The organism is Natronoarchaeum rubrum (genome assembly GCF_024494695.1).
This window is the reverse complement of record NZ_JANHDP010000004.1, coordinates 541,249-565,198: the sequence shown is the minus strand read 5'-3', so window position 1 is coordinate 565,198 and position 23,950 is coordinate 541,249. Positions and strand designations below refer to the sequence as shown.

The following is a 23,950-nucleotide window of genomic DNA, read 5'->3' as shown; positions in this document are numbered from 1 at the left end:
GGGTTTCGTTCAGACCTCAGCTACTCCCTCTACCGGATTCACGACCGATTTGCGAGCGACACCACGTCTTCGAGCGACGTTTGTTCCAGAATCAGTGTCCGATACCCGTTGTCAACCAAGTCGGTCGGGTTCGTCGTCGCCAGTTCGGTCACGTAGTCCGTTAACTCGGCGACATCGTGTGCGTCGAGGCAGATGCGGCGGTCATCCCACGGAATTTCCGAAAACCCGTCGTCGATGTCGGCATACTCGCTCTCTCGCTCCCAGACCTCTACCTGCTCCATGAACGATTGGCGATTCTCGATCGCTATCTGTTCGATGTCCCGCGCAAGATCGCGGAGTCGCTCGGTCAACTCATCGAACTGGATGAAGTTCGGCACTTCGTCACTGTAGAACGCGTGCAGCGTCATCCCGGCTTCGTTGTGCCCAGAAATCAAGTCTTGGCGGATTCGAGACGTGTCCATCGAGTCCAGTTGTCCCTCGAACTCCGAATCCTGAAGGCGGCCAATGTGGTCGAAGATTCCGTCTGCAATCTCTTCGGCGAGACTCGGTTCTCGATTCAGGTATTCTGAGACTACGGTTTCGGAGACGAACAGCTCGAAGTCGTGGTCATTGAGATACTGTCGACAACGGTGATGGTGCGAGTCGTCACGGAAACAGAACCCGAGTACGACGCCCGTGTCTAGAAACGACGCGTCCGACATCTATTCCCGGCCGAGTAGCCGTTCGATTTGTTCGTCGACTGTCTGCGAGTATGCATCGGAGACGCGGTCAAGTTCCGTGCTTCGGGGGCGGTCCTGGAGGAGTTCGGAGCGTACGTCCTTGAGGTTCGTCGTGAACTCCTCCCGCTCTTCGGCGGCGTCTTCTTCCCAGTCTATCAGCCGTTCCTCGGAGATGTTCTGGTTGTAGACGAACCGAAGCACTTCCTTGCTGAGCACCAGAATGAAGTCGTCGAGGAACTCGGCTATCCGGCTGTATTCCGTGGACTGGTCAACCATGAGTCGGATGGTGTCGTCCCACCGGAAGTAGAGCGTCTTCATCTCCTCGTAGCGCTCCTCGTCACCCGGATACGCTGCCATCATCTCGTCGAGCTGCCGCTTGAGGAACTCCTCGTTCGACTCCCCGCCGCTTCCGTAGTTCTGTAACCGCTCCTGTCTGCCTAAATCGATCGTACTCAGGAGCCACCGGAGTTCGCTGTACTGCCGAATGAACTCGTTCTCGGCGTACTCCTCGTACTGATGCTGCTTGATCTCCTCGACGTTCTTTCGACCGAACTCGCGTACCGTCCAGTCGACCGCATCGGGAATCACTTCGAGACCGGCTTCTGAGACCTCGAACGCATCGACTGGCAATTCCTTGGGAATGTATTGCTGGCCGTCCCAGCCGATGGCCAGCGGCGCGTTGTAGAACCGTCCCGAGAACTCGTGTTCGTTCGCCAACTCCCCATACATGTACCAGTACCGGGGGAGACCGACCTCGTACTCATGAGATTCGGCGAGATGTCGGTCGGTGATGCAACAGAGTTTCAGGAACTTCGACCGGGAAATCTGGTCATCGCTCTGCTCCTTCAATCGCTTCAGCAGGAGCCACCCCAAGAACTCCGGCTCGCCGAACTGAGAGTCCTCTTGGGGCATTGCTTCTCTGAATATCCGACTGATAGGTTGTTAACTTTTGCCTCTCGTCGTTCGTCCCGCACCACAGGCTCAGGGGATTATGTACACAAGCCGTGGTCACCGATTCACTGTAAACCAGTTACTGTTAGAGCAGCGAGACCAAATTCGGTAAGATTCCTGGCGCCGTATCGCGAAACAACCGAATGTTCGACGATTGCTGACCACAGTACTTATGCGAATAACATACGGAGTCTATGACATCAAATGGCCAGCACGGAATCTCTCTCACGAACGATCGCGGATACCGTCACGATAAGCCGCGAACTCCGAGAGGAAGGCGAGATTGACGGCCAAGTCAAGCTCTACAACGTCGAAGACGAGGACGAGTTCGAGGCCGACGCGTCCACGTTCTTCGACCGGACGCTGATGACGCAGGGACTGCGCGAGGGATTCGTCGACCTCCGAGACACGCTCTGCGGGGGCGAGAACTACGGCACGCACATTCTCTATGGGCCGTACGGGAGCGGGAAGTCCCACCAAATGGTTGCGATGTATCACTGCTTCGCCTCTCCCGACGCCGCCGGCGAATTCGGCGACCGCCACGTCGACGGCTTCGCCGACGCGCTGCCCGACGCAGAAAACTCGGATGCGGTCACCGTCTCGCTACAGCAGCGCCAGCCGGACTACCTCTGGGAGCCGTTCTTCGATGTCCTCGACTACGAACCAACGGAGAGCGACCTCGATCCATACCCGGATATGGAGACGATTCAGGAGGCAGTCGGCGATCGAACGATTGCGTACCTGATGGACGAACTCGAAGACTGGTTCGAGCCACTCAGCGGTGACCGCAAAAAGCGCAACCGCGGGTTCTTACAGGCCCTTCTCGAAACTGCCGACCTCGACGACAGCGACGTCTTCGCCATCGTCTCCGTCCTCCGAAAGGGCTCGCAGGTTCACAACATCCTCGACCGCGAAAGCGCCTCCGAGGTTAACATGAGTAGCAAAGTGAGCAAGCAGGAGGTCATCCGCCACCGCCTCATCGACGATATCGACGAGAGTGCGGTCGAGGAGATCGTCTCGGGGTACGTGGACGCGTACGCCGACAACGACCACGTTCCCGACTCCGACATCCCGAGCGACCTCGCGGGGAAGATGCGCGATACCTACCCGTTCCATCCAGTCCTCCTGAACGCGCTCGAAACTCGCTACTACGCGGACGAGGGCAACCAGAACACGCGCGGGATGATCTACCTCTTCTCGAAGATTCTGACGACGGCCGCTGACTCCGAAGCCGAACCTGACGACGAGGACGCAGCACGGCTCATCGAAGAGACCGACCTCGTCACACACGGTGACATCGACGCCGTCCTATTCGACGACGAGCTGACGCGGATCAATATCGACCGGCCGAGCGTCTGTATCGACGACATTCGGAATCGGGTCGACCCGGAGAAGCTCCCGTACGGTCGGCGTATCCTCAACACGATCCTGCTCTACAGCCTGAAACCCGACGAGAGTGAGGGAGCAAGCGACTCCGACATCGTGATGGGAACGTACCAGACGGGCGATCTCGTCTCGGACATCATCCTCAACCGCGAGCAGCTCTACGGCGTTGCGTGGTACCTCCACAAGCTCAACGGTAAGTACGCTATCCGCGATCGACAGAACCCAAACGCACTCATCCAGAACAAGGCCGAGGACGTCGACGAGAAGATCGCTCTCGGACAGATCGCTGACACCGTTGAGCAGGTATTCGGGAAGGACGCGTACCCGGTCGGATTCACCGATGGCGACCTCAAGCAGGTTCCCGACAGCCGGGAGGTCAAGGTCGTTGTCAAAGCGAACGAGTGGACACAGGACGAGGTCAAGACCGTCATCAAGAACGCCGACGGAAGTCCAGGACGCGAATGGCGAAACACTCTCGTGTTCATCCAGCCCAGCGGCGACAAGAAGATCGAATCGGGGACGGGATTCATCGAGAAGGCTCGGTACATCGAAGGGGCTGAACGCGTCCTCGACGACGAATCCCTCGACGACGAAATTCGTTCCTCGGTCAAGCGACAGCGCGAGGACGAGCGGCGCGAACTCCGCGACCGGATCGAACTCGCGTACGGGGAGATTCTCGACGGCGACGATCTACTCAAGGAGTTTGACTTGGCCGCCGAGATGGATCTCGACGTGTTCGTCTCCGAGGGGGAACCCCTCAACGCCGACGACATAGGAGACAGCGTCTCCGCTGAAGGTATCGACCTCCAGCGCCACGTCTGGGACATCGTCGAAGATCTCCTTGACCGACGGGGGGAGGCCAGTATCGAAGACATCTACGAGCAGTTCCTCCGCCAGCCCACCTACCCCATCCCGGGCAGTCCGACAGACGTATTGGATGCAGCAGTCGATGCACTCGAAGACAAGCCCGTGGTCACACATGGCTCGAATGGGTTCTCCGACTCGCTCGCGGGGAGTTCGCTCGACACAACGATACTCCACGAGCGTGATGTCCAGCGGTGGACTGCTGAGGACGTCGAACAGGAACTCCGCAAACGATTTGGTAGCGGCAGCAAGTCCATCGACATCGGGAACTTCGAACTCGAACTTCTCGAGGACACGGAGATTTGGCTCGAGGGCGATGGGCACGACACAGTGATGACGGCCGCAGGTCGACTCGCCCAAGACGACCAGTACGTCCTATACAGCGGCACTGACATCGTGACGAAGGCCCAGTCCGACGCAACTATACGCGACATCTCGGGGGCCGAGCGTATCGGCACGTCGGAAGTCCGAGATCGAATCCGCCAGACGCTAGAAGAGAACGGTCGAGCCAATACCCACCGAATACTCGAAGAAATCAGGCGGGACGAAACGGTCTACCTCTCCGAAGGTGATACCGATCGATCGTTCCGTGAAGCGGTCACGGACTTCCTCGTCGACGAGTATCTCATCGATGCCGATCGCGAGTACAAGGACGGCCTTGGTGATCGCGACCCGACTGATGTTACGCTCGTGCCAACTGTGCCGTCCGATGTCAGTGACGAGATTCTCGAGTACATCGCTGGACTTGACGGCGACGACAAATTCACCGTCGGGAGTGTCGCAGAGCGGTTCGATTCGTCTGTGTCCGAAGACGCCGTCCAGACGTTCCTCCTCCAGAATCTTGGTCGTGAAGCCGATCCCGAGTACGTTGTCGGTTCTGGGGCCTCGGATGGTGCGGGCGATCCGTCGCGCTGGTCGCCGGGATACGAATTCCGCGTCCCGAGTGGGGGCTGGCGATTCAAGTTCGACGGCGACGACGTTGCGGGATTGCGTCGCAAGTGGCGTAAAGACGAGCAAACGGGCGAAGTTACCTACGGTGAAGTCAGGTTTGTCCTGAGCAATCGAATGGGAATCCCCGGCCCGCTACAAGGCACGGCGAATGTCAAGGAAACCATGACCAAGCTGACGCTCGAATCCGGTGAAGACTACACGAAGATTCGCGACCTGTTCGAGAGAATGCCCGAGGAAGCATCGAACATCTCCGTCGAAATCAACTTCGAATAACGATGGTCGAACACGGCAAACTCTCTGGCGAGTACAACATCGTCGACGGGGACGAGTACGACCTCTTCGACCACCAAGTCCCAATTGAGGAGTTCCAGAACATGCTCCGAGAAGATGACGTGCCCGATGAGGTATGCGTCGTTGGACTCGGCGCCATCTTTGATGATGATGACGCCGTGAGCGAACTGTCGAAGCTGATGGATCGTCAGGCAAATACCCTCGAAAATCGCCGTCCGCTTCCGGCGATCCAGTTCGCAGTCGAAGGAACGTTCCAGCGCCGGCAACGGGACTTCGAGTTACAGACCGGCGGCGACCTCTACCGGTTGAGCCGTATTTTTGGGCCACAAATCGAGCGTCGAAGCAGTGGTTGGCTCACAGCTCCCTTCTAAGCGTTCGTTTATAATAACCGGAAGTCGTCTGCGATCGTAACGTCGACAGGAACTCCGTCTTCTCCACGCGTTACGAAGTACAGGTCGATACGTTCCCTGTGGTCTTCTCGGCGGAAAACCGGCACGCAGGTCGTTTTCTCGGGCAGGTAATCCTCGCATTGTGTCTCGATCTGCCGACGCGTCCACTTGCCTCCCTGTTCGAGATCAGACCGCGACCGATACTGGTTCGACAAGGTGTCTGCCGCAGCGTTGACGACGCGTAGCGAAAACTCATGGACGTTGCTGAAGTCGAATGGGCCGTCGGGTTCGGTCAAACGGCTCAGATCGGCTATTTCGTGCTGGTCGAGACACAGTGCGTGTTCCCCGACAGCCTTGAACAGTTTGAGGGCGGGATATACCTCTCCGAGGGCTTCGTACAGATAGTCCCGGATACTGCCGTGATACTCTTCGAGAGAGAACCCATCGGTCGCTGGGGAGACAACCTGTAAGTTTGCTCCTGTTTGCGAGACCGTCCGAGTCCGGGGTTCACCGAGTGGCGTCAGGAACCCCATCTGGGCAGTGTCCAGAAGATACGCGTAGCTGAAGAGGCGTGACCGTGACCCGCCGCTCTTCACTGGATCCTTTCCCTCGGCGTAGTACTTCGAGTCGAGGACGGTGAGCGTCTGGTCGCCTTCTTCGACGGCGTGATCCGGCTGATGGTACACCTGCGACTCCCTGTCGAAGGGTTTGAGCGTCGGGGAACGAACCGCGGAGACGTTCTCGGTCTGGCCGATGTAGTCGTTCGCTTTGATTGCGTCAAGTTCGTCCTCGATAGCGACCTGTGAGTATTGCTCGAACAGCGACTCCATATTGAGAACGTAGTCGACGACCAGTTCGCGGTCACCCTCCATTGCCGGCGTTCCGAGTGACGATGCAACCACCGCCTTTGCGACCTCGGTAGCCTGGCGATAGTAGTGACGCTGCTTCGGAAGGTCGTGCAACGAAAACCGCCTGTACTCTGGAATCCGCCGGCGACCACTTGTCACGTCCAACTGCTCCAAGTGCCGTACCTCCTCATGTATCTGCGAGAAGATGTGGTAGTATGCCTGATGATCGTACTTGTCCTCGTACTGCCGAAAGAGTCGCAGAAGGTGCGTGCCGGCGTAGTGGAGGAGCGAGTTGGCTGGGTTGTCGTAGTTGACCTCCTTCAGCAGGCAGTGCTGCTTTGCACGGCCCTCGGCCTGATTGAGAAGCGACTGCTCGATGTCGATGACGCCTCTGGGCTGTTCGAGATCGGCCCGCCGGGTTTCCAGCTGTCGAACGAACCCGTTTCGGTGGATGTTCTCTAGTCCGTTGAGGTAGTTGATCGCGAGTATCAGGAAGACGTCCTCTAAATCGACATCCTCTGTTCGAAATTCGTCGAGTGGGATGCCGTGGTATTCGATCGAGCGTTTACGACCGTGAACTGCCAGCAGCATATCGAAGATGTCATCCCAATCGATTTTCGGCTCGATTCGGAGTTTCGACCTGGGAGTGAGGGTAACGATACCCACGTTGTCCCGCGCAGTCACGTGCATCACTGGGCTGTCGACTCGGACTTTGACAACCCGGTACTCCTTGTCTCGGTCGTCGAGCGACTCCTGAGTCTTCACGAAGACGTTAGCGGACTCCTGCTCGAAGGAGGCACGACGCAGTTGATCACCGATCGAGGGAGGACACCCTTCGATCCGGATTTCACCTCGCTCCGGGACGCTAAACGTACCGGGTTGGTAGGTGTACGATTCGTCAGGGTCGGAGATACTCATTGCTCGTAGGAGCCCATCCGGCGGCGCTCGGCCTCGAGTTCTCGGTTGGCGAGATCGGCCGCTGGCGCGAGGTCGAACATCTCGAAGGACTTGTTGAGTGCCCGATAATGCTCCTCGATCTGCTCGATTTGCGGGAACGCCGCCGAGTTCAGTAGCCGAGGGACGATGAACGTGCGAAACGCCTGTCCGACGGCTTCCTCGGGTGCATCCATGTACAAACTCTCGTCTTGGAGGGCTTCGCGGAGGAATATGGTCACGTCACGGTAGTGCATCGGCCCGAAGCGCATGATTGGGCCGCGCGAGGCCTGCTCGGAGCCGTTGTTGATACCCTCGTAGTCGGCCTCGAAGAGTTCCAGTAGGTCGTCGTTCCCGAGGAGGGGGATGTCTCCGAGGTTGCTCTCGAGCCATCCTTCGAACAAAGCCCGGCGGTCGTCGTCTTCGTACTCGTCGAGTTCGACCATCGCGAACCGACGCGTGATGGCGTTGTCCAGCTCGTTGACCGTCCGGTCGGACATGTTCATCGTGCAGATGATGCTCACGTCCTCGTCCAGCTCGATGGTCTCGCCGTCGTCTGTTTCGATCAGCGTCTGATTGCGGTTTTCGATGGCGGTGTAGAGTGGCCCGAATATCTGCGAGATGTCGGCTCGCGTTATCTCGTCCAGGATGACTGCATAGGGAATATTGAAATCACGAGCCCGCTTGACACCCTCCGAGACGGCGCCGAGTTCGGTCTCGTAGTTCAGAGACCGATAGCCCGAAGAACCTGTGAGGCTCGGCCCGATTCCGCCGATGATGTCTTTGGCTGTCCATGATGGTGTTGCCGTATGTAGTGAGTAACCGACGCAGTGACGTAGTGCGAGTTGCTTCGCGAAGGTGGTCTTCCCAGTACCTGTCGGGCCGTAGAGGACGACTGGCTTGCCTGTCCGCAATGCGGTTTTGGCGTTCCGTTCCACCTCGTCGGGAACGAGGATACTCCCAGGAGTGTCGTCGCCACGCGTGATGACGGTTCGCTTCAAGTCCTGTGAGGCCTTCCCCGACTCGAGGACTGCTCGGCGGATACGCCCGACGCCCTGATCGCCCTCGTGGTGGAGGTCGAGCTGCTGTTCGCGGATGAGGTACTCCAAGACATCCGCGCCCTCGGCCCCTTCGATGGCCTCGACGACCCTGTCATCGACGGCCCGGAGGACGTCGAGGTCGCCCTGCACGTCCTCCAGTGAATAGCTGTCTTCAGATGAACTGCTCATTTCTTGACTGGCTTTTCATACTGGGGGGTTAAAAACATGGCTTCAGTCCAACTGCTTTTCACGATATATTGGATGATACCAAGCAGTTTCTAGTTCCTTTTACTTTGTTGTAGAGGGATACAAGCGAGTAGGACCCAGACTGTATCTCCAGAATAATCAAATCAAGTAGGTTTCCTCATTTGACAGCCACGCACCATCGTGTTTAGTTACGCGAGTTCCACCAGACGGCAAAGGCTTGGAGCCACGATTCGGCGGTTGCTGGTTCAACGTGGCTAAAACTATTACTAAACGAAGACGTTCGTCGTTTTACTTCCCGAAAGATACGTTCGACAGCATTCCGATTTCCATGACGAACCGGGTGAACTCGGAGTCCTGCTCGTTGCAGTGCTGCTGCTAGATGTTTGGCGTGATCAACGAGAAACACGGTGTTGTCGAGATCGTGTTTCTCACGAAACTCTTGCAAGAACTGTTGCGTCAATGCCGTCGTAGTCGTGGTAAACAGCCGCATATGCAGAAATGTGTTCGTCTCTGGATCGACAGCAGCGTACAGCCAGAACTGCTGGCTGTTGATTCGGATCACTGTTTCGTCGAGCGCAATATGATCCGGACTCACTCAGTGGCGGGCTGTAGATCGGCTTTGTGTATCCAGTCGTGAACGGCTTTCCGCGACCGTTCGACACCGAACTTCTATAATTCTGAAACGGTATTCGAAAGTGATAGTCCAGCCAAATGGAGCCGAATACCGAGCTCCATCAGCTCGCTCGGTGTCCGCTCTCGCTCCACAAACACCAAGTCAATCCAGTCGCTACGACCGCTGAGGCGAGCAATTTCAGCCATCAGCCAGCCGAAATTCGTCTCGCCTCACTTTTCAGCCTTAACTAAACACGACCGCGAGCGGACGCCGACGCCCGTCAGGGCGTTCGGCGTCCGGCTCACCGCTGTCGGTTTGTCGATCCGGGAAACAACCGCGGTGTTACGGCTCCTCGGCGTGGATCGTTCGCACGGAGCGGTCTGGCAGTGGATTCACCGGCTGGCCGACAGCCTGGTGGACCCGCCGACGGCGACGCCGTCGCGGGTCGCTGTCGATGAGTTGGCTGTCCGACTCAACGGTGAGCTCCACTGGCTGTACGCCGCGATCGACACCGAGACAAAACTGCTGCTCGGTGCTGAGCTCTTGAAGAGCGCGGGACGGACGCCGCAACAGCGTTTCTGCGCTCCCTCGACCGGAAACACGAGTTTTCAGACACCGTGTTTCTGGTCGATGGCTACGGCTATTTGACTGCCCTCGCACGTCTCGATCTCAGCGGTCGGCTCGACTACTCATTTCGAAACCACTGATCTGATTGCTAGTATAAAGTCATTGTTGACTTGTTCAATTGGACGAGATAGTTCTGGGCCGTTACGTCCTCAAAAGGGGTGATCTCACGGGATTCTAAAAATCGGGCATGTCGCTGAAGTACCGCTCGTACACGCTTTCAATCTCATTTGACGAGTTGAGTGCATCTGTTAGTAATCTATCCACTACCTCTTTTGTAACTATTAATAATTGAGGACGCGTAAGGTATTGATTTATATACTCTTCCTCGCCTCGACCCACATTGCGTATCTCTTCATGTAAGTCCCGTTTCTTGAATTCATCAGGCTCGAATAGAGCATAAATGATGCTTCTGAAATCACCACGTATTAGCTCAAGTTCGTTCGAGACTGTTGCTGCCAAGTAAGCAGACATAATCATAGCGAGAGCATCAGCGGTGAAAATAACCAAGTGTGTATCTTTGCCATAGAATACATCCATTTTGTCGAAGAATTCAATCTCTGCTTGTCCTTTGAATTCGAGTATCAAGAACGTGTGGGCAACTCTGTCTACCTCGATCTTCTCGCGCTCAGCACGTTCCAAATATTCATCGTGTTTTCCACGTGCTTCTTCTTTTCCGAAATTTGCATAGTTTCCTGATTTCGCATCAACAACACCCAAGATCGACGCGGGACGGTCACCCGCAGCGAGTTGAGGAATCCAATACAAATTGTCCGGCAAACTCTGTCCACTACTGTCTTCACCACCTTCTCCAGGATAGGTCGAAAATAGATGTGAGAAGGCGAGCTCTGAGATGGTCTCCAAACGGTCCCCTCCAGAAAGTCTCCCGGCTTTCCTGAGTAGCCGCATATGGTTCAACTCTGTTAGGATATATCGGGGGTTGATATTCACCTGATGGACGAGTTCTGCATCATCCTCGTCGTATCGAGAGCTTATGAACTCCTGTTCGAGATCCTTAATTGACCGGGCAGTGTTCGCCATTGTTTGAAGGTGGTCAGTCATCTCATGAAGCCCACTAATTGGAGCAGCGTACACTAAACTACCCGTAGACAGTAGGGACGCAAGGTCAAGCAAATCCTCCAAACGATCTTCTGGCGTTATCAAGAGAGTCGGCTGCTCTAACTGTAAAGCCGTCGCGTAGACCTCCATCATCTCACGGTCAAATTCACTAGGTGCGACTGGCAACACCACGCGAAGGCCTGACTCGGTAAACGCCGTAACTTGTCGTGGTAGATCCCTGTCAGAATTTTTTATTTCCTCGTCTAAATGGGAAGTAATGGTCTCTAAAATCGAGCCAAAATCGAGATCGTAAAAAGTGAAATTAGATGAGTCTACAGTAAATTCGTGCGGGTTGAGTTCGCGCCTACACTGCATTACGACTTTGCCGTCCTCGCGACGTGTCTGCGCACAGGACTTTCGACAGCCAGGACGTTGACATCGGTTAGGGAGGCTTTCTGTACCATTCACGTAGTCACTCCCCTGAAGTTCCGCAGGAACTTCACCGAGTTCAAACCGCCCAGCGTCACTTTCAGAAATCGCCGTATCCAGCGCCTCTGCAAGATTCTCGTTCATATTGATGTGGGATACCCGAAAAAGTGTTTTAATGCAATTTGTGATTCGCTTCCCAGCCGGGAGCCGTCAACTGGTTGTGGCCCCGTTGTCCGAGCTGTTACGTGTCGACCATCAATGTTCATTACTAATGCCAGACTTTCTTCGTCAGCACGCTGCAAGAATCGAAGGAAACTAGTTTCAATATCGACTCTGACGAAAACTTCGTCAAGATTCGTTCGACCAATCAGGCGAAATTCTTCTGTTTCTAGATTAGGATCGTCTTCAATCTCAGACCCCGAGAGTTCAATGTTGTCGAGTTTCGCCTTTATCGCATCTTTTCTGGCCTCACTATAGTCAGTGTTTTCGACTGCCATTTTCGCCTCTTTGGATCGGTCACGAATCAGTTCAGTCACTTGTTCGATCGGTTCATCATCAGCTGAGATCGACTCGGCCGCTTCCTCGTGTAGTTCCTCTGCTTCAACAACCGTTTCTCGTTCTAAAGAACTCGTGACGTTTTCAATGTTGAATACCGTGTCGAATAAAACGTCTAATACTCGATTCCAGCCCAATGAGTAGTCGTCTGTAAAAATGATTTTCGTGTCGTCGTTATCTACCTGTAATAACAGGCGAATGTCTTTCACCTCACGGTATCGAATTTCGGTCAGTGAAGGATTAGTCGGGATCTCGTCGTTGCTCTCGCCCTGCCGGAATGAAAATGTGTTCTTCTCTGTTACTCCCGCCCCCTTTTCGATGAAAATATGGAGTGATGCCGCAGATTCCCCCGCAAGTTCTGGTCTCACAAGCACTGCTTTCGATTGTTCCTCACGGTTGTTCCATGTCTTATGAAAATCCTCAATACGAGACTGTAGATTTGTCAGGTTCAGCGATTGGTCGATTGTCCACGTTCGCTTGAGTTCGTTCTGCCGAACGCGTGCAGCGACGATAATCTCGGTTAATGACTCACTCAGACCTAATTCGTGGATCAAAATAGCCAATTCATATAAGGAGTCCGGATCTCGAAGTTCCTCATCGGGTTCGTAATTCTCGTTCAGATAAGCTGCGGCATGTACACGATCTACGCTTTCCCGGCTAAGCGTGTCTCGGGTTTCCAACCACTCGCGTGCCGCTTTCGGGATGTTCCCTGCGACAACCCGTCTCCAGCCATCTGAGCTGTATTCTGTCGGGTCCCGATCTTCATTCTGTTCACCGAAGTGATTGAAAACCCGACAGAGAGTGCCTGCATCTCGCTGTTCAAGCACATGGTAAAGTTCAGGATCTTCGATTTCGGAAACGGCTGGCGCTCCCATTTCATATAAGGGTGTCTATACAAACATATAATAATTCTGGTTGGGTAGAAACATCTCACAACAAAATTTGAGCCGAAACCGGTCATATAGCTTTGTCAGGGTCTAAGCGGGTGACCGAGGCTAAGACAGAGGAATACGGCACTTCTAATGCCGCTCGTTGACAAAGACGAGAACACTCTACTCTATCATCAGTTAGAATCATCGTCAAACAATTCATCAAGTGGCCGGGGCCCATCCGTCTCAGGAGGGTCAACTGGCTCGGAATCAAACAATGTATCAGGGCCAGAAGGATCCTCAATTCCGTCGGCCAATGCGTCATCAAGCCTCTCGACCGCATCCTCCGTTGTTTCGCGCAAAGACTCATCAAGGACTGGATCCCCTGCTACAGCGGCCAGGATCGCGTGCACGCGGCGCGTTCGTTCCTCTAGTGATCCATCGAAAGTGTCCATAACTGAGATATTTATCGCGAAGGAGATGAGATTGGGGTTATATGCCAATGCACAACTGTTCTATCTTCTCTTTCTCGGTACACTGGTTGTAGTGTCGTTCGATACCATCGGAGCTGATGGCTATCGGATTGAACCCCCAACCATAACCATGATATTATCACGGCTGAATCTTTCTCCAATATGAGCACACGGGAAACGGCAGTATCGAAGTCGATTGAATATGAAACCGCGAAATGCACCCACTGTGATGAAGATGTGTTCGTTGATTCAGACGTAGATAACGTCGACAGGCTTCCAGAGGGCGTACCAGTTGTTGTGACAGGCGGTGACAACATGACGGTTGACACGACCAGTTTCAGCGCCGCGGCGAAGAACTACCGCGTGCCGAAGGTGGTAGTCAAACTCTTTGGACTAGAGGTGACGGCCAACGTTGAACGATCGTATCTGTGTCCTGCTTGTGCAAACTCTGTGTATGATTTTGAGTCGGATCAATGAGTCGGGAAAGTGCGGTCACAGAGTCGGTCTCGTATCAAGTCGAAGCGTGTCAGGTCTGTGGTACGGAGGTCGGCCTTGTCGAAGACATCCCAGAGGGGGAACTAGTCAAACCGGGATATGCTGTGCTCGTTGGTGAGGGCACGGTGTCAATCACCGACGAACAAGCAGGAAACTGGAGTGCAAAAGTAAAGTTTGCAGGTGCGCAATCGGACACGAACCCGCCATCTGTGGAAGGCCATATCCTTTGTGAAGAATGTGCAGAAGCAGTCCATGACCATACCACAAATACCAAACCTTATCGCGGGCCACTTCCGGACGTGTTGACCACTGGAACCAGTAGTCCAGAACTCCCTATTTCAGACCGTACCCTAGTTGCAATTGCTCTAATACTGTTGTTGCTGATTATCGCTCTACTTGTCTAAATCTGGTTTAGGAGTGACTCCTTTTTTTCTTGGAATTCATCCTCGGTGATGACACCGTCGTCACGGAGGTCACCAAGCCTTTCGAGCTTATCTAGCGGATCTTCCTCATCTGAAGTGTCAGATGTGTCTCCAGACCCAGACGAAGAGTTGCTCAACTCGGGATCCTCGCGGGTCTGCTCTCGGACAAACTGTGCCATGTCTTGTACCTCTTCTTTATCGAGCTTACCGACACCAATCCCGAAAACCTTCGAATCTGTCTCTAGGTTCAGCCGCTTCTGCACCATGCCGAAGCTGACCTCCACCGAAGAGATGTCCTTGTAGTCGATCGAGGTCTGTGTGGAGCCAATCATTTTCGAACCAATGAACAATACCCGACGGTCAGTCACCACTGTTCTGACATTGAGGATACCGTCTTCTTTCTCCCCATCGATCTTCAACTGTCCGCCCCCATCCTTCGCTAGGAAATGGACCTTCTCCCCTGGCTCAAGGTACTCGTCGACCTTCTCGACACGCTTTTTCGACACGTACTCATTTTGTGGTTCACAACCAAGATCGGCGTTCTCCAGGATAACGTCCTCTTCATTTTTCCCGTCAAACAGTCCCATACACCTCCTTATTTCGTAGGGGATGATAAATTGTCTGGACAACAGAAATTACTCAGCCCATAGTCCCGATCTCGTATCGATTTCGTTTACCCAATAGTTCCACCGCTTAATTTCCCTCGTTATGTTCTACAATGCTATGGCCTTACGATCACTCAGGCACTGCGGGCCTGATTTTCGACACCGGCTCTCGTTTGCCACTATCCAAACTCCATCAACATTCGGAAAATTCAACAACGTCATCTAACCGGCGTTCGACTGATCTTCGCCCTATTGTTCGTTCCTACGGGCGACCTCCCTAGTCATAGTAAAACCAAACATCTGGTAATACACGGTCACTAAGGGTTTTTCTGATCTTATCTGTGGAGGAGAAAGAGTCGGAGAATGAGTCTACAGGGCTAGTGGGCCCTGCTATAGTCGATCTAGGTAGTCCCGCCGCTGTTCCATCTTCTCTTTCTCAGTACGCCGGTCGTAGTGTTGTTCAATGACTGCGGGGCTCACGTTCGCGCGATCACTGACGACGTTGTCGGGAAGGTCACTGTTGAGCGAGTGTGTGATGCTGCCCCTGCGAATGGCGTGGGGGTTGACGTTCGCGGGACACCTGAACGCTTCCTGATCGTTGACAGCAGCCTCACACTCTTCTGGATCCCGATCCTCGGGGCATTCTACCCCACGGAAGCACGGCCGGGTTGCTTGATAGACGTACTTCCTGAGCGTAGTCTTGTTCGCGCGGCCCTCCCTCGTCGCGACGAGCGGTTCACGGCCGAAGTCGTCGGTCACATTCGGTCGCTTCTCTTCGATCCAGTCGTCGAGCAGCATGCAGATGTCATCTGACAGCGCGACCAGGCGCTCACCGTCTTTCTTGTTCTTGATTGGCGTGTCAGTCTCCGGACGGTGGTGGACCTCGATATACTGCTCGCCGGGATTGTAGTCGTCGACGTCGAGGGCGTTGACGCTGCTGACACGCATCATCGTGTGCCACATCAGCGCGACGGTGACGTGCTCACGGGATGCGTAGTCGTACTTGGCGAGGTACGAGAGAACCGCTTCGGCTTCTTCGGTCTCAAGCATCTCGTCACGGGTGTTTTGCTCTGGCGTCATCGACGGCGAACGGACCTTCGTCGAGAGGTCCTGCTCGACGGCGTCGATCGACTCGGCCCAGCGGATGAACACGCGCAGCGTGTCCATCTGGGTCTTCTCGCTGGCGACGGAGAGGTCACCGTCGTCGCGACGCCAGAGGCGGTACTGCTGGATCTTGCGACCGGTGAGGTCGTTGAGGTTGTCGATGTCCTCCATCTCGCACCAGCGCAGGAAGTGCTTGAGGCGGTACCTGTGCGACTGAATCGAACTCTCGGCGAGTTCGGCTTCCTGTCCGTGAGGTACAGCTTGAGTGCTGTCTCCGGATCGATTGGCTCGAGACTCATAGTCGTGAGTCGCGAACCGATAACGGGTCGATCTGAAATCCGCGATTTCCCTCCGTTCGTCAGACTGAACGAGAGGAATCCTGAGGGCGTTTGAGGTCCTGTGAGCCTGCAGTGCCCCTTCTGAACCGGGTTGATTAGGATCCGATTGCTTACTCTGTTTTACGGGAATACACCAATCTATCTCTGTATCCTGTCTGTCGGTGGCTCAAGCCGAGAACCGGTGCATGAGCGCAGGGGTGACTATTGCGCATCCGCATTCCGATTCCACTATCACATCCTCCCGATTCGTGCCATCTCTTCTTCAGAAAGGGAGAATCAAGAATGAATGAGGACTCCGGCATTAGATTTCTCAATGCCCGTTCTGGTAGTACAAAACGATTTTCACGCCCTCATGGGTGCGAAGCGCTCGATATCCACGTCTCTCATACCAGACCAATGGCGACAGAGAATCAATGAGATTACTGGCCCAGAAGACGACTGAGGAAGCCTCGATTGGAGGAATCCTTCTTTGATTTCCTACTATCAAGCCAATCGTCGAAGTCGTCGGGGTTCTTGATAATGATCTTCCGCCCGCTCTTTTCGGGTCGCATCTTGGTCGGAAGCGTCTTCCGGAAACTGTAGAGTTCGTGTGGCTCAAGATCGAAATCTGCGATTAGGTGATCGTCACGCCGCTCGAAGGTAACGTCGCCTCGTTCGCGCGCCTGGCGCCACTTTCGCTTTCCAATATTGTACTCGCGGTTCGCAGGCTCTTTGGGGAAATATCCAGGCAGTTCGCGTCCGGACTGCTCGTAGAAATCGAGGAAGGTCCGCCTGACATCGTCGACCGTCCCTCCTGCGTCAGTATACATCACATCACCAAGGATGCGTCGCGAAACGTACGAGAAGATCGGGTTCCGAGCGTCGATAATCGCGTTCAGGTCCTCCTGTGCTTCATAGAATCCTTCGTCTTCAGGATTCGAGGGGAAGGCGACGTCGAAGTGAAGCATCTTCGTCCGATTACGGAACCAGTCGTTCGGACGAGAATCGTTACTTGTGAAGATAATCGTCGGGTACGAGACGTTGTTCGAGGGATGCCAAGAATCTTGCCAGAAGTTTCGCAACGTGTCGATCCGTTCTATTTTCTGTTTCGAGATGTCGGAGACAACGTATGGGAAGACGGTATCAATATTTCTGAGAGAGCGGATCTGATTCTTCCCAACGTCGTCGGCGTCGGCGCTTCCTCGCACAAGATCGTCGGAGATGAGACGCAACAAGAACTCGGTGAACTTGTCTTTGCCGGCGTCTGATTCGCCGAAGATATACAGATACTGGAGGGCGTTGTCAAGGGTTACGTTGCCGAAGAACTGCTGAGCATACAGGTTAACAAACGGCGCCCATAGTCCATAGAGAACGCCCTCGTACATGTGGGCCATTACCGCCTGCTCGTTGTTCGTTTCACCCCACTTGTCGACCGTCTCAATGTACGCTTCGATGTTCGCCAGCGCACTATCGAGAACCTGGGGATCCGGGTCATGATCGGCCGTCAGGATACGGTGGTGTTCGCCGTGTTGGAGATGGATGCGCTCGCGATCATCATCGATCCACATTTTCGGCACGTCGTACTGCGTTTGGAGATAGTTCGTATACCCTTCGACGGGCGTCGTGATAGCGTCGGCGCCAACGTCTGCTCCGCGCCGTTTCAGGTCGTTTTTCATCTGGTCGACGTAGCCATCGTTCTCGAACCCCTGGGTCGAGAGAGTAATTGTGTATTCCGGCGTTTTCGCCGCCTTGATTCCTTCCGACGTCCCGCTCCCGTCGGCAAGTTCTTCCTCTCCGTTACGACCTGTTGTGTTCTCGGGCTCGACCTCCTCGTGTTGGATCGTGACGACTTCGTCTGCCGCTTCGGGGTCATCAGTTACCCCAACAAATTTGTCGACTTCCCCACCGAGCTCTTGAAGTTCTTTGCCGACTGTCGAGTGAACCTCACCCTGTTCGGTCAGCTGTGTATCGCGATTATCGATCCACAGTTCAATGCGTCGTTCTTTCTCTTCTTCGTCATCAATCTCCTCTAGCTCTTCAGCCAGATCCTCCATGAAGATTTCATTAGCGTAGTTCTCGCGGTGGTCATCGATCCACTTCTGAAACTTCGTATCGAGCTGGCTATCGACCGATGTCTCGAACACTACGATACTGTTGGTCTGGTTTTTCCAGCTGTTGTACGAGAGATTGGCGCTTCCCGAGATCAGCGTCACTTCATCATCGGGTTTGACGATCCGGTAGAGCTTAGAGTGGACGACCTTGCGATTCTTGAGGCGGACAATTAGCTTCTCTTCCCGGTAGTAGCGTTCGAGCTGCCGAGCAACGGTTGCATCGTCGACTGACGATTGGTACTCTTCACGATTTCCCACGAGGACATCCATCGTCTCGAGTTTGCCACTCTGTTTGTCGAATAGATCGAGCAGGAGCTCTGGCGACTCACAGTAGGTGACCGCGTCAATGTGGACCGCGTCTTCGAAGAAGTCAGTAAACGAATTCCAGCTCTTCACCGTTTGCCACTGCATTTCCGCTGGATTTCCAAACCCACCCAAATTGATGTCTGTCGTCCATTGCATGGCCAGACATCGTGTTGGGAGTAGGATAAGTATTGATAGTTGATTTGTGGACAGGGTGCCAGCTCTGATTATAGAGGCCACCCCTACCGGAGAGAATTGGCGTTGGTGATTGTTAGCGGGAAATGTCTGGTCTCTGGTTACGTCTCAACCTCTTCTGGACTCGCTGTCAGCAACACTTCTCCGAGTTGCTTGTCGAGATAACGGTTCGCGTTGCCACAATGAGGAGAGTGGATGCAGGAGGGACATCCACTCGCACAATTGCATTGTGTCACAAGTGCCTGGGTTTCCTCAAGCAGGGAGTGCAGGCTCTCGAACGCGGCCCGGCAGTAGCCAGCTCCCCCCTCGAATCCATCGTGAATGAAGACAGTTCCGCCGGTCGTCTGGGAGTGTCGTTCTATCGAAAGCCCACCAATATCCGCACGGTCACATAGTACCTCCCGTGGGAACAGGGAGATCATCGCGTGCTCGACTGCATGAAGGGCGTTCCCCCAGCCCTCCGAATCGGTCGCTCGTTTGCGTACGGCAGTCTGAAGAGGCTCTGGGAACTCCAAGGTGATGCCAGTTGTCATATACTCGGAGGGTGGGAGTGGGTCGTCGATCGAGCGCTCGACGGGGCTATCGTCCTGCGGACTGTTGTGATAAAGGTAGCTCTCGACCCGTTCAGTGACAGTTACGGTAGCGAGCGTCTTCTGCACATCAATCCCGTTCCAGTCCAGGGTCCCCCGTTCTATTGTTTCCTCGACGATGACTTCTTTGTCAGTAATTGCCTCCGTGTAGGCTTGTGTCTGATTCGATTCCAACCGAGCCTCACCAGCTGCTAAGTCAAAATCAACCACCTCATAGGTGCGTTTCTGGTGCGTGTAGAGTGCGCCGGGATGGGCGTCTCGCATTGCCGACTGATACTGTAGTTCCCCTAGGCGGTCGTTGCTCAATCGATCCCGGAGCGTGATTTGCTGGCCTCTGATGCCGCGAATGTCCGTGTTCATTTGCGGACTGTCCTCATCGGTGTCCCAGAGTATCGGATCTCGTTCATCCACAGGCTGAAGTCGCCCCTCTTCCTTCAGTCGACGAACGATCGACGGAAACGCCTCTCCGAAATGTGCCTTGTCGTCTGGTTCGAGCCACCAATCATCGGCCGCACAGACGACGTGATCAGGAAGAATTGCCTCGTTCTTCGGGTTCACCATCGCCGACTCAACGCCACCGTCGAACAGTTGGTCTGGATCACGCATCACATACTGGTCGAGCGGGTCGTCCCCACCGACGAGGATGACCAGTGAGTCGTCATCCCCACGGCCCGCACGCCCGGCCCGTTGGAACGTCGACATCCGCGTCCCTGGATACCCGTCCAAGATAACGACGTCCAATGTCCCGATGTCGACGCCCAGTTCCATTGCTTCTGTGGACCACACCCCGCGAGCGTCGCCGTTGCGAAGCGCCTCCTCCAGTTCGACACGCGGGCCATTATCAAGCGCACCGTGATATGCATGAACACTCTCTGCAAGCTCCTCGTGGTTGCGGCCACGCAGAAGGCGATCTGATTGCTCGGCGTACTGTGCAGCACCCTGTCGAGAACGGGTGAATACGAGTGTTTGGTACCCACGCTGGACCAGATCCGTGAACAGATGGATCGACTCTTGGTGATGTGAACGTCGCTCCCCGCCTTGGACGCTGTCTCGATGAGGAATCGCTCGTGGTTTGGGTCTGCGGTTGTTCGTGTCTGGTGTTGCCGGTGCTTCGGCGTTGTTTCGATCTGGAGCCTCTTCGTCTACCCCTTGTGGCCCCTCCGGTTCATTCTCGATTGAACGTTCTCTACCGGGTTCATCATCCGACTTCAGTGGAGGATTCCACAGCAGCCAATGTTCATCACCGGACAGTGACGCATCCTCGTCGATAAGCGTGAACGATTCCGGCGGCTGGTCGGTGACGGTCGCAGCGTGCTCAACAGGATTCCCGATTGTCGCTGAACAGCAGATGTACGACGGATCCGCGTTCAGTCGTTCACACAACCTGTTCAGGCGACGGAATACGAGTGAGGTGTGACTCCCAAAGTGACCACGGTTCATGTGGACCTCGTCGATGACGACTGTGCCAAGCTGGTGGAACAGCCATTTCCAATTCTGACTCGAGTTCCCGTAGGGGGCGACCGAGAGATGGATTTGATCGATGGTCGTGAGGACGATATCAGGCTGTTTCTCTCGCTTTAGTTTCTTCCTTTCAGACTTATCAGTCCGCCCGGTCTGAACACCGACTCCGACATCGATGTCGAACCCAAGATCATCAGCATACTCTTGGAAGGTCTTCGCTTGGTCATTGATGAGGGCCCGATACGGTGCGATATAGAGCGTCTTCTCGTTCTGCTCCACCGCTCGCTCTAGTGCTGGTATTAGATATGTTAGGGACTTTCCGGACGCCGTGGGGGTCGCAATCACGGTGTTCTCACCGCTTCGAACGGCTTCGATCGCCCGAACCTGATGGTCGTACAGCTGGTCAATTCCCCGACGGTTCAGGGCGGCATTCACGACCGGCAGCATGTCCAAGGAGGATTTCGATGCAGACTGCCCAGGCAGCGTCCGATGGTCGACAATCTGTCCAGCGTAATAGTCCCGATCTCGCAACCACGATACCGTCTCGGTAATCGAGGGACGCTCCGGCATCGTTCGAAAAATATTGTCGGGCCATTTGAATGTTCGTCTCGTTTTCCAACCCCCATCCAACATGTTACCAACAAGCCCCAAAATACTTAAATTAGTGACATTATCTATGCGTGATGGCTTCGGAGACCTCTACGATGCGGGAAGGCTGGAGAGCTTCAACGGATCCCGGTGTCTACCTCTTTCACGTCGAAGGGAGCTCTCGCCTCCACGAGATCTCGGTGAACCGCTATCGTCTATCCGTCGACGGCGGACTTGACAGAGAGCAAGACAGGCAAGCGTTCACGCAGTCAGCTGCGTACTGGCTGGATAAAGAACACGGCACACCAGTTGGTGGGTCCGGAGAGATGCACGTGATCTCTCCGACAGAACTCTCTCGATCTGTCACAGCGAAAGAATACAATGTTCGACCTGAGAAAGTTGGTGAGAGGACCCTCTGCACAGACACTCACTCAGATCGGGCCCAAATCAAGGGTCTCGTGCAGTCTTCACTTCGGCGTTCGATCCCGGACTCACGGTATACTTTCCAGTTCCTCGATAAAGTCATTCGACGGGACATTGAGTTTGGTGGCGGAGAGTATGATTTTGGTGCCCGTCGGAAACACAGTCTAAAAGTCCACATTACTGCCGATGGCATCGTCCTGCTTCAGGTTGGTGTAGGGTATAGTCTCGCCACGCTGTCACCCCTCAACGAGATGATCACCACTGGAGAAGAGCTTCCATCGTGGCGGGTCGAACACAACTCCGAGGTGTACAGCAATTCGGGAACAGGGTGGCTCAGAGGGTGGAGTGAGCTACACTATACTGACTATTCTAATTCCCTCGGCGAGGTTATTGCTGAGTACCAGAAAGGGGTAATCGACGAAGACGTCCGACAAGAACTAATCGAAGAGAACCCCCGACTCGTTAAAGTCGATTATGGGGATTTCACTGGTGACCAAGTACCTCGGGCACTCACACTGAGTCCTCGAACCGAGCAAGTAGAAGAACAGGACTGGGACTTTCACGACCTGTTTACAACGCGCCGAGCAATGGAGCCGGACGAACGTTTCGACCTCGTCGATGATTTGGTCGACGACCTTGGCACCCTTCCTGGCCTTGATATCGAATTTGAGTCGAACCCATCGAACAATGCGTTCAACTACGTTGATATGCGGGAGGGCGAGTCCAGACTCGCGTACGGCGACGGAAAACATGCATCCAAACCGAGCTCCGGACTCAAACGCCATGGAGTGTACCGTTCACCCGGGAAGTACCGTGTCGGCGTCCTATTCCCTACCAACTTCAAGGAAATCCATCAAGGGCTCATTGATCTCATTGCAAAGACGCTCGCACAGTGGAATGCGCCAGCAGGAACGTCCGGATACAGCTACGAACTCGGGAGCCTTTCGGAATACAGTGACGTGTATCAGCAGCTACGCGACGAAACGGATGTGGTTATCGCAATGGTGCCCGACAAAGGTGCCGCAGATGACTTCCCCGGCGTCGAAGATCCTTATGACGAACTCAAGCGGACGTTGATGCGGCAGGGAATTCCCTCTCAGATGCTGCAGAAATCGACCGCACAAGATATCATAGCTACGTCTCGCAAGGCAGCAAGCGACCAACTTGTGAACGTACTGAGCGCTGTCATCGCAAAGGCAGGTGGGACTCCGTGGCAGATCAACGAGATGCCAGGAGAGACACAGGCCTTCATGGGGCTGGACGTAACTCGCGATCAAGAAACTGGACAGCACTCCGGTGCGAGCGCGAGTATTGTGATGCGGGACGGCTCAACGTTCGCTGCTGAGTCTACGACACAACAGGCGGGTGAGAAATTTGTCTCCGATCAAGTGGGCGAATTCGTCAGGGACCTCGTATTCGACTTCGCTGACGAACGTGACGAGCCACTTGATCGGCTGACTATCCTGAGGGATGGAAAAGTTCACGAAGACATTGAGGCGATTAGAGAGGGACTCAGCGCTGTTGATGCAGAAATAGACATCGTCGGCGTCCGCAAGCGCGACCAGACTCGTATTGCCGAGTTCAATGGGCGAGAGTTCCGAATCGCACAGAAAGGAGTTGGATTCGTTGATTCAGACCGTGATCAAGCGATCGTTCACGCATTCGGGAAACCAGAGATTGACGACGACAACCACGTCGGTACCCCACGTACGTTCCGTCTGATCAAAGACTCCGGGCCCACAGACATCGAAACCCTCGCTCGGCAGTCGTTCTGGCTGTCGGAAATTCACTACGGAAGCCCTGCCCGGAGCACTCGCCTCCCTGTGCCTATCAAGTACGCCGACCAGGCTGCGAAATACGTAAGCGACGGCTACGTCGATCCTGGTCGCGTCATTCGTGGCCCCGCGTATCTATAACACATCACTCTTCCATAGGGGGATGTTGATACTGATGGCCGGTCGATACAGAGCTAACGAGGACAGGTAATCGCGGTAGCGGTACTCGGTACGGATCATTCTGATCAATGTATTTGTCTCAGAACCGGTCGCAACGGACCCATAGGTGCAGGTTCGCTGGCGTGATAGTGTCTCCTATCCTCCCAACTGTTCTAACTGCACGGTCAAAACAGCAGATAT

Annotated in this window: 15 protein-coding genes and 2 pseudogenes; 5 read left to right on the top strand and 12 right to left on the bottom strand. The window is 54.6% G+C overall.

The genetic code is table 11. From position 1 onward, the window contains the following. Positions 1-38 precede the first annotated feature (38 nt). Both NO931_RS13575 and NO931_RS13570 read right to left on the bottom strand, forming a co-directional pair. Entirely contained in the window at positions 39-701 is a 663-nt protein-coding gene (locus NO931_RS13575) for a hypothetical protein (protein WP_256392868.1), read from the bottom strand. After that, a complete protein-coding gene (locus NO931_RS13570) occupies positions 702-1,631 on the bottom strand; it encodes a hypothetical protein (protein ID WP_256392867.1) in 930 nt (309 codons plus the stop codon). A gap of 243 nt (positions 1,632-1,874) precedes the next feature. On the opposite strand from NO931_RS13570, the gene NO931_RS13565 reads away from it, so the two are divergent. Both NO931_RS13565 and NO931_RS13560 read left to right on the top strand, forming a co-directional pair. Next, positions 1,875-5,144 (top strand): DUF499 family protein, encoded by a 3,270-nt coding sequence (locus NO931_RS13565; RefSeq protein ID WP_256392866.1) that lies wholly within the window; start codon positions 1,875-1,877, stop codon positions 5,142-5,144. Positions 5,145-5,146: 2 nt separating this feature from the next. Next, positions 5,147-5,533 (top strand): DUF8076 family protein, encoded by a 387-nt coding sequence (locus tag NO931_RS13560; RefSeq protein WP_256392865.1) that lies wholly within the window; start codon positions 5,147-5,149, stop codon positions 5,531-5,533. Between the two features lie 8 nt (positions 5,534-5,541). On the opposite strand, the gene NO931_RS13555 is transcribed toward NO931_RS13560, so the two are convergent. From NO931_RS13555 to NO931_RS13545, 3 genes and pseudogenes are all read right to left on the bottom strand, one after another. After that, positions 5,542-7,311, bottom strand: a complete 1,770-nt coding sequence (locus NO931_RS13555) for an McrC family protein (protein ID WP_375142067.1) — start codon at positions 7,309-7,311, stop codon at positions 5,542-5,544. A gap of 2 nt (positions 7,312-7,313) precedes the next feature. After that, positions 7,314-8,561: an AAA family ATPase gene (locus NO931_RS13550; RefSeq protein ID WP_256392863.1), complete on the bottom strand. Its 1,248-nt coding sequence runs from the start codon at positions 8,559-8,561 to the stop codon at positions 7,314-7,316. 202 nt (positions 8,562-8,763) lie between these two features. Next, a pseudogene (locus NO931_RS13545) lies at positions 8,764-9,398 on the bottom strand (IS6 family transposase). Here NO931_RS13545 and NO931_RS13540 point away from each other — a divergent pair. Further along, positions 9,397-9,893, top strand: a pseudogene (locus NO931_RS13540) (IS6 family transposase); the annotation flags it as partial. The pseudogenes NO931_RS13545 and NO931_RS13540 overlap by 2 nt on opposite strands. 100 nt (positions 9,894-9,993) lie before the next feature. On the opposite strand, the gene NO931_RS13535 reads toward NO931_RS13540, so the two are convergent. From NO931_RS13535 to NO931_RS13525, 3 genes are all read right to left on the bottom strand, one after another. Then, entirely contained in the window at positions 9,994-11,448 is a 1,455-nt protein-coding gene (locus NO931_RS13535; RefSeq protein ID WP_256392862.1) for a hypothetical protein, read from the bottom strand. After that, positions 11,445-12,734: a hypothetical protein gene (locus NO931_RS13530; RefSeq protein ID WP_256392861.1), complete on the bottom strand. Its 1,290-nt coding sequence runs from the start codon at positions 12,732-12,734 to the stop codon at positions 11,445-11,447. The genes NO931_RS13535 and NO931_RS13530 overlap by 4 nt, the downstream gene beginning before the upstream one ends. A gap of 188 nt (positions 12,735-12,922) precedes the next feature. Continuing rightward, a complete protein-coding gene (locus NO931_RS13525) occupies positions 12,923-13,183 on the bottom strand; it encodes a hypothetical protein (RefSeq protein WP_256392860.1) in 261 nt (86 codons plus the stop codon). Between the two features lie 180 nt (positions 13,184-13,363). Here NO931_RS13525 and NO931_RS13520 point away from each other — a divergent pair, with 180 nt between their 5' ends. Continuing rightward, the gene (locus NO931_RS13520) at positions 13,364-13,678 is read left to right on the top strand and encodes a hypothetical protein (protein ID WP_256392859.1); all 315 of its coding nucleotides are present in this window, start codon (positions 13,364-13,366) and stop codon (positions 13,676-13,678) included. 418 nt (positions 13,679-14,096) lie between these two features. On the opposite strand, the gene NO931_RS13515 is transcribed toward NO931_RS13520, so the two are convergent. The 4 genes from NO931_RS13515 to NO931_RS13500 all read right to left on the bottom strand — a co-directional run bounded on the left by NO931_RS13515 (position 14,097) and on the right by NO931_RS13500 (position 21,374). Continuing rightward, complete coding sequence (locus NO931_RS13515; RefSeq protein WP_256392858.1) at positions 14,097-14,705, bottom strand: PH domain-containing protein; 609 nt, start codon at positions 14,703-14,705, stop codon at positions 14,097-14,099. A gap of 408 nt (positions 14,706-15,113) precedes the next feature. Further along, a complete protein-coding gene (locus NO931_RS13510) occupies positions 15,114-16,013 on the bottom strand; it encodes a tyrosine-type recombinase/integrase (RefSeq protein WP_256392895.1) in 900 nt (299 codons plus the stop codon). Between the two features lie 571 nt (positions 16,014-16,584). After that, positions 16,585-18,717, bottom strand: coding sequence for an Aq_aa27 family P-loop NTPase (locus NO931_RS13505; protein WP_256392857.1), 2,133 nt, complete (start codon positions 18,715-18,717; stop codon positions 16,585-16,587). Between the two features lie 137 nt (positions 18,718-18,854). Continuing rightward, positions 18,855-21,374 (bottom strand): DEAD/DEAH box helicase, encoded by a 2,520-nt coding sequence (locus tag NO931_RS13500; RefSeq protein WP_256392856.1) that lies wholly within the window; start codon positions 21,372-21,374, stop codon positions 18,855-18,857. A 113-nt stretch (positions 21,375-21,487) separates the two neighbouring features. Between NO931_RS13500 and NO931_RS13495 the strand changes: the two genes are divergently transcribed. Further along, positions 21,488-23,731: a Piwi domain-containing protein gene (locus NO931_RS13495; RefSeq protein ID WP_256392855.1), complete on the top strand. Its 2,244-nt coding sequence runs from the start codon at positions 21,488-21,490 to the stop codon at positions 23,729-23,731. Positions 23,732-23,950 lie beyond the last annotated feature (219 nt).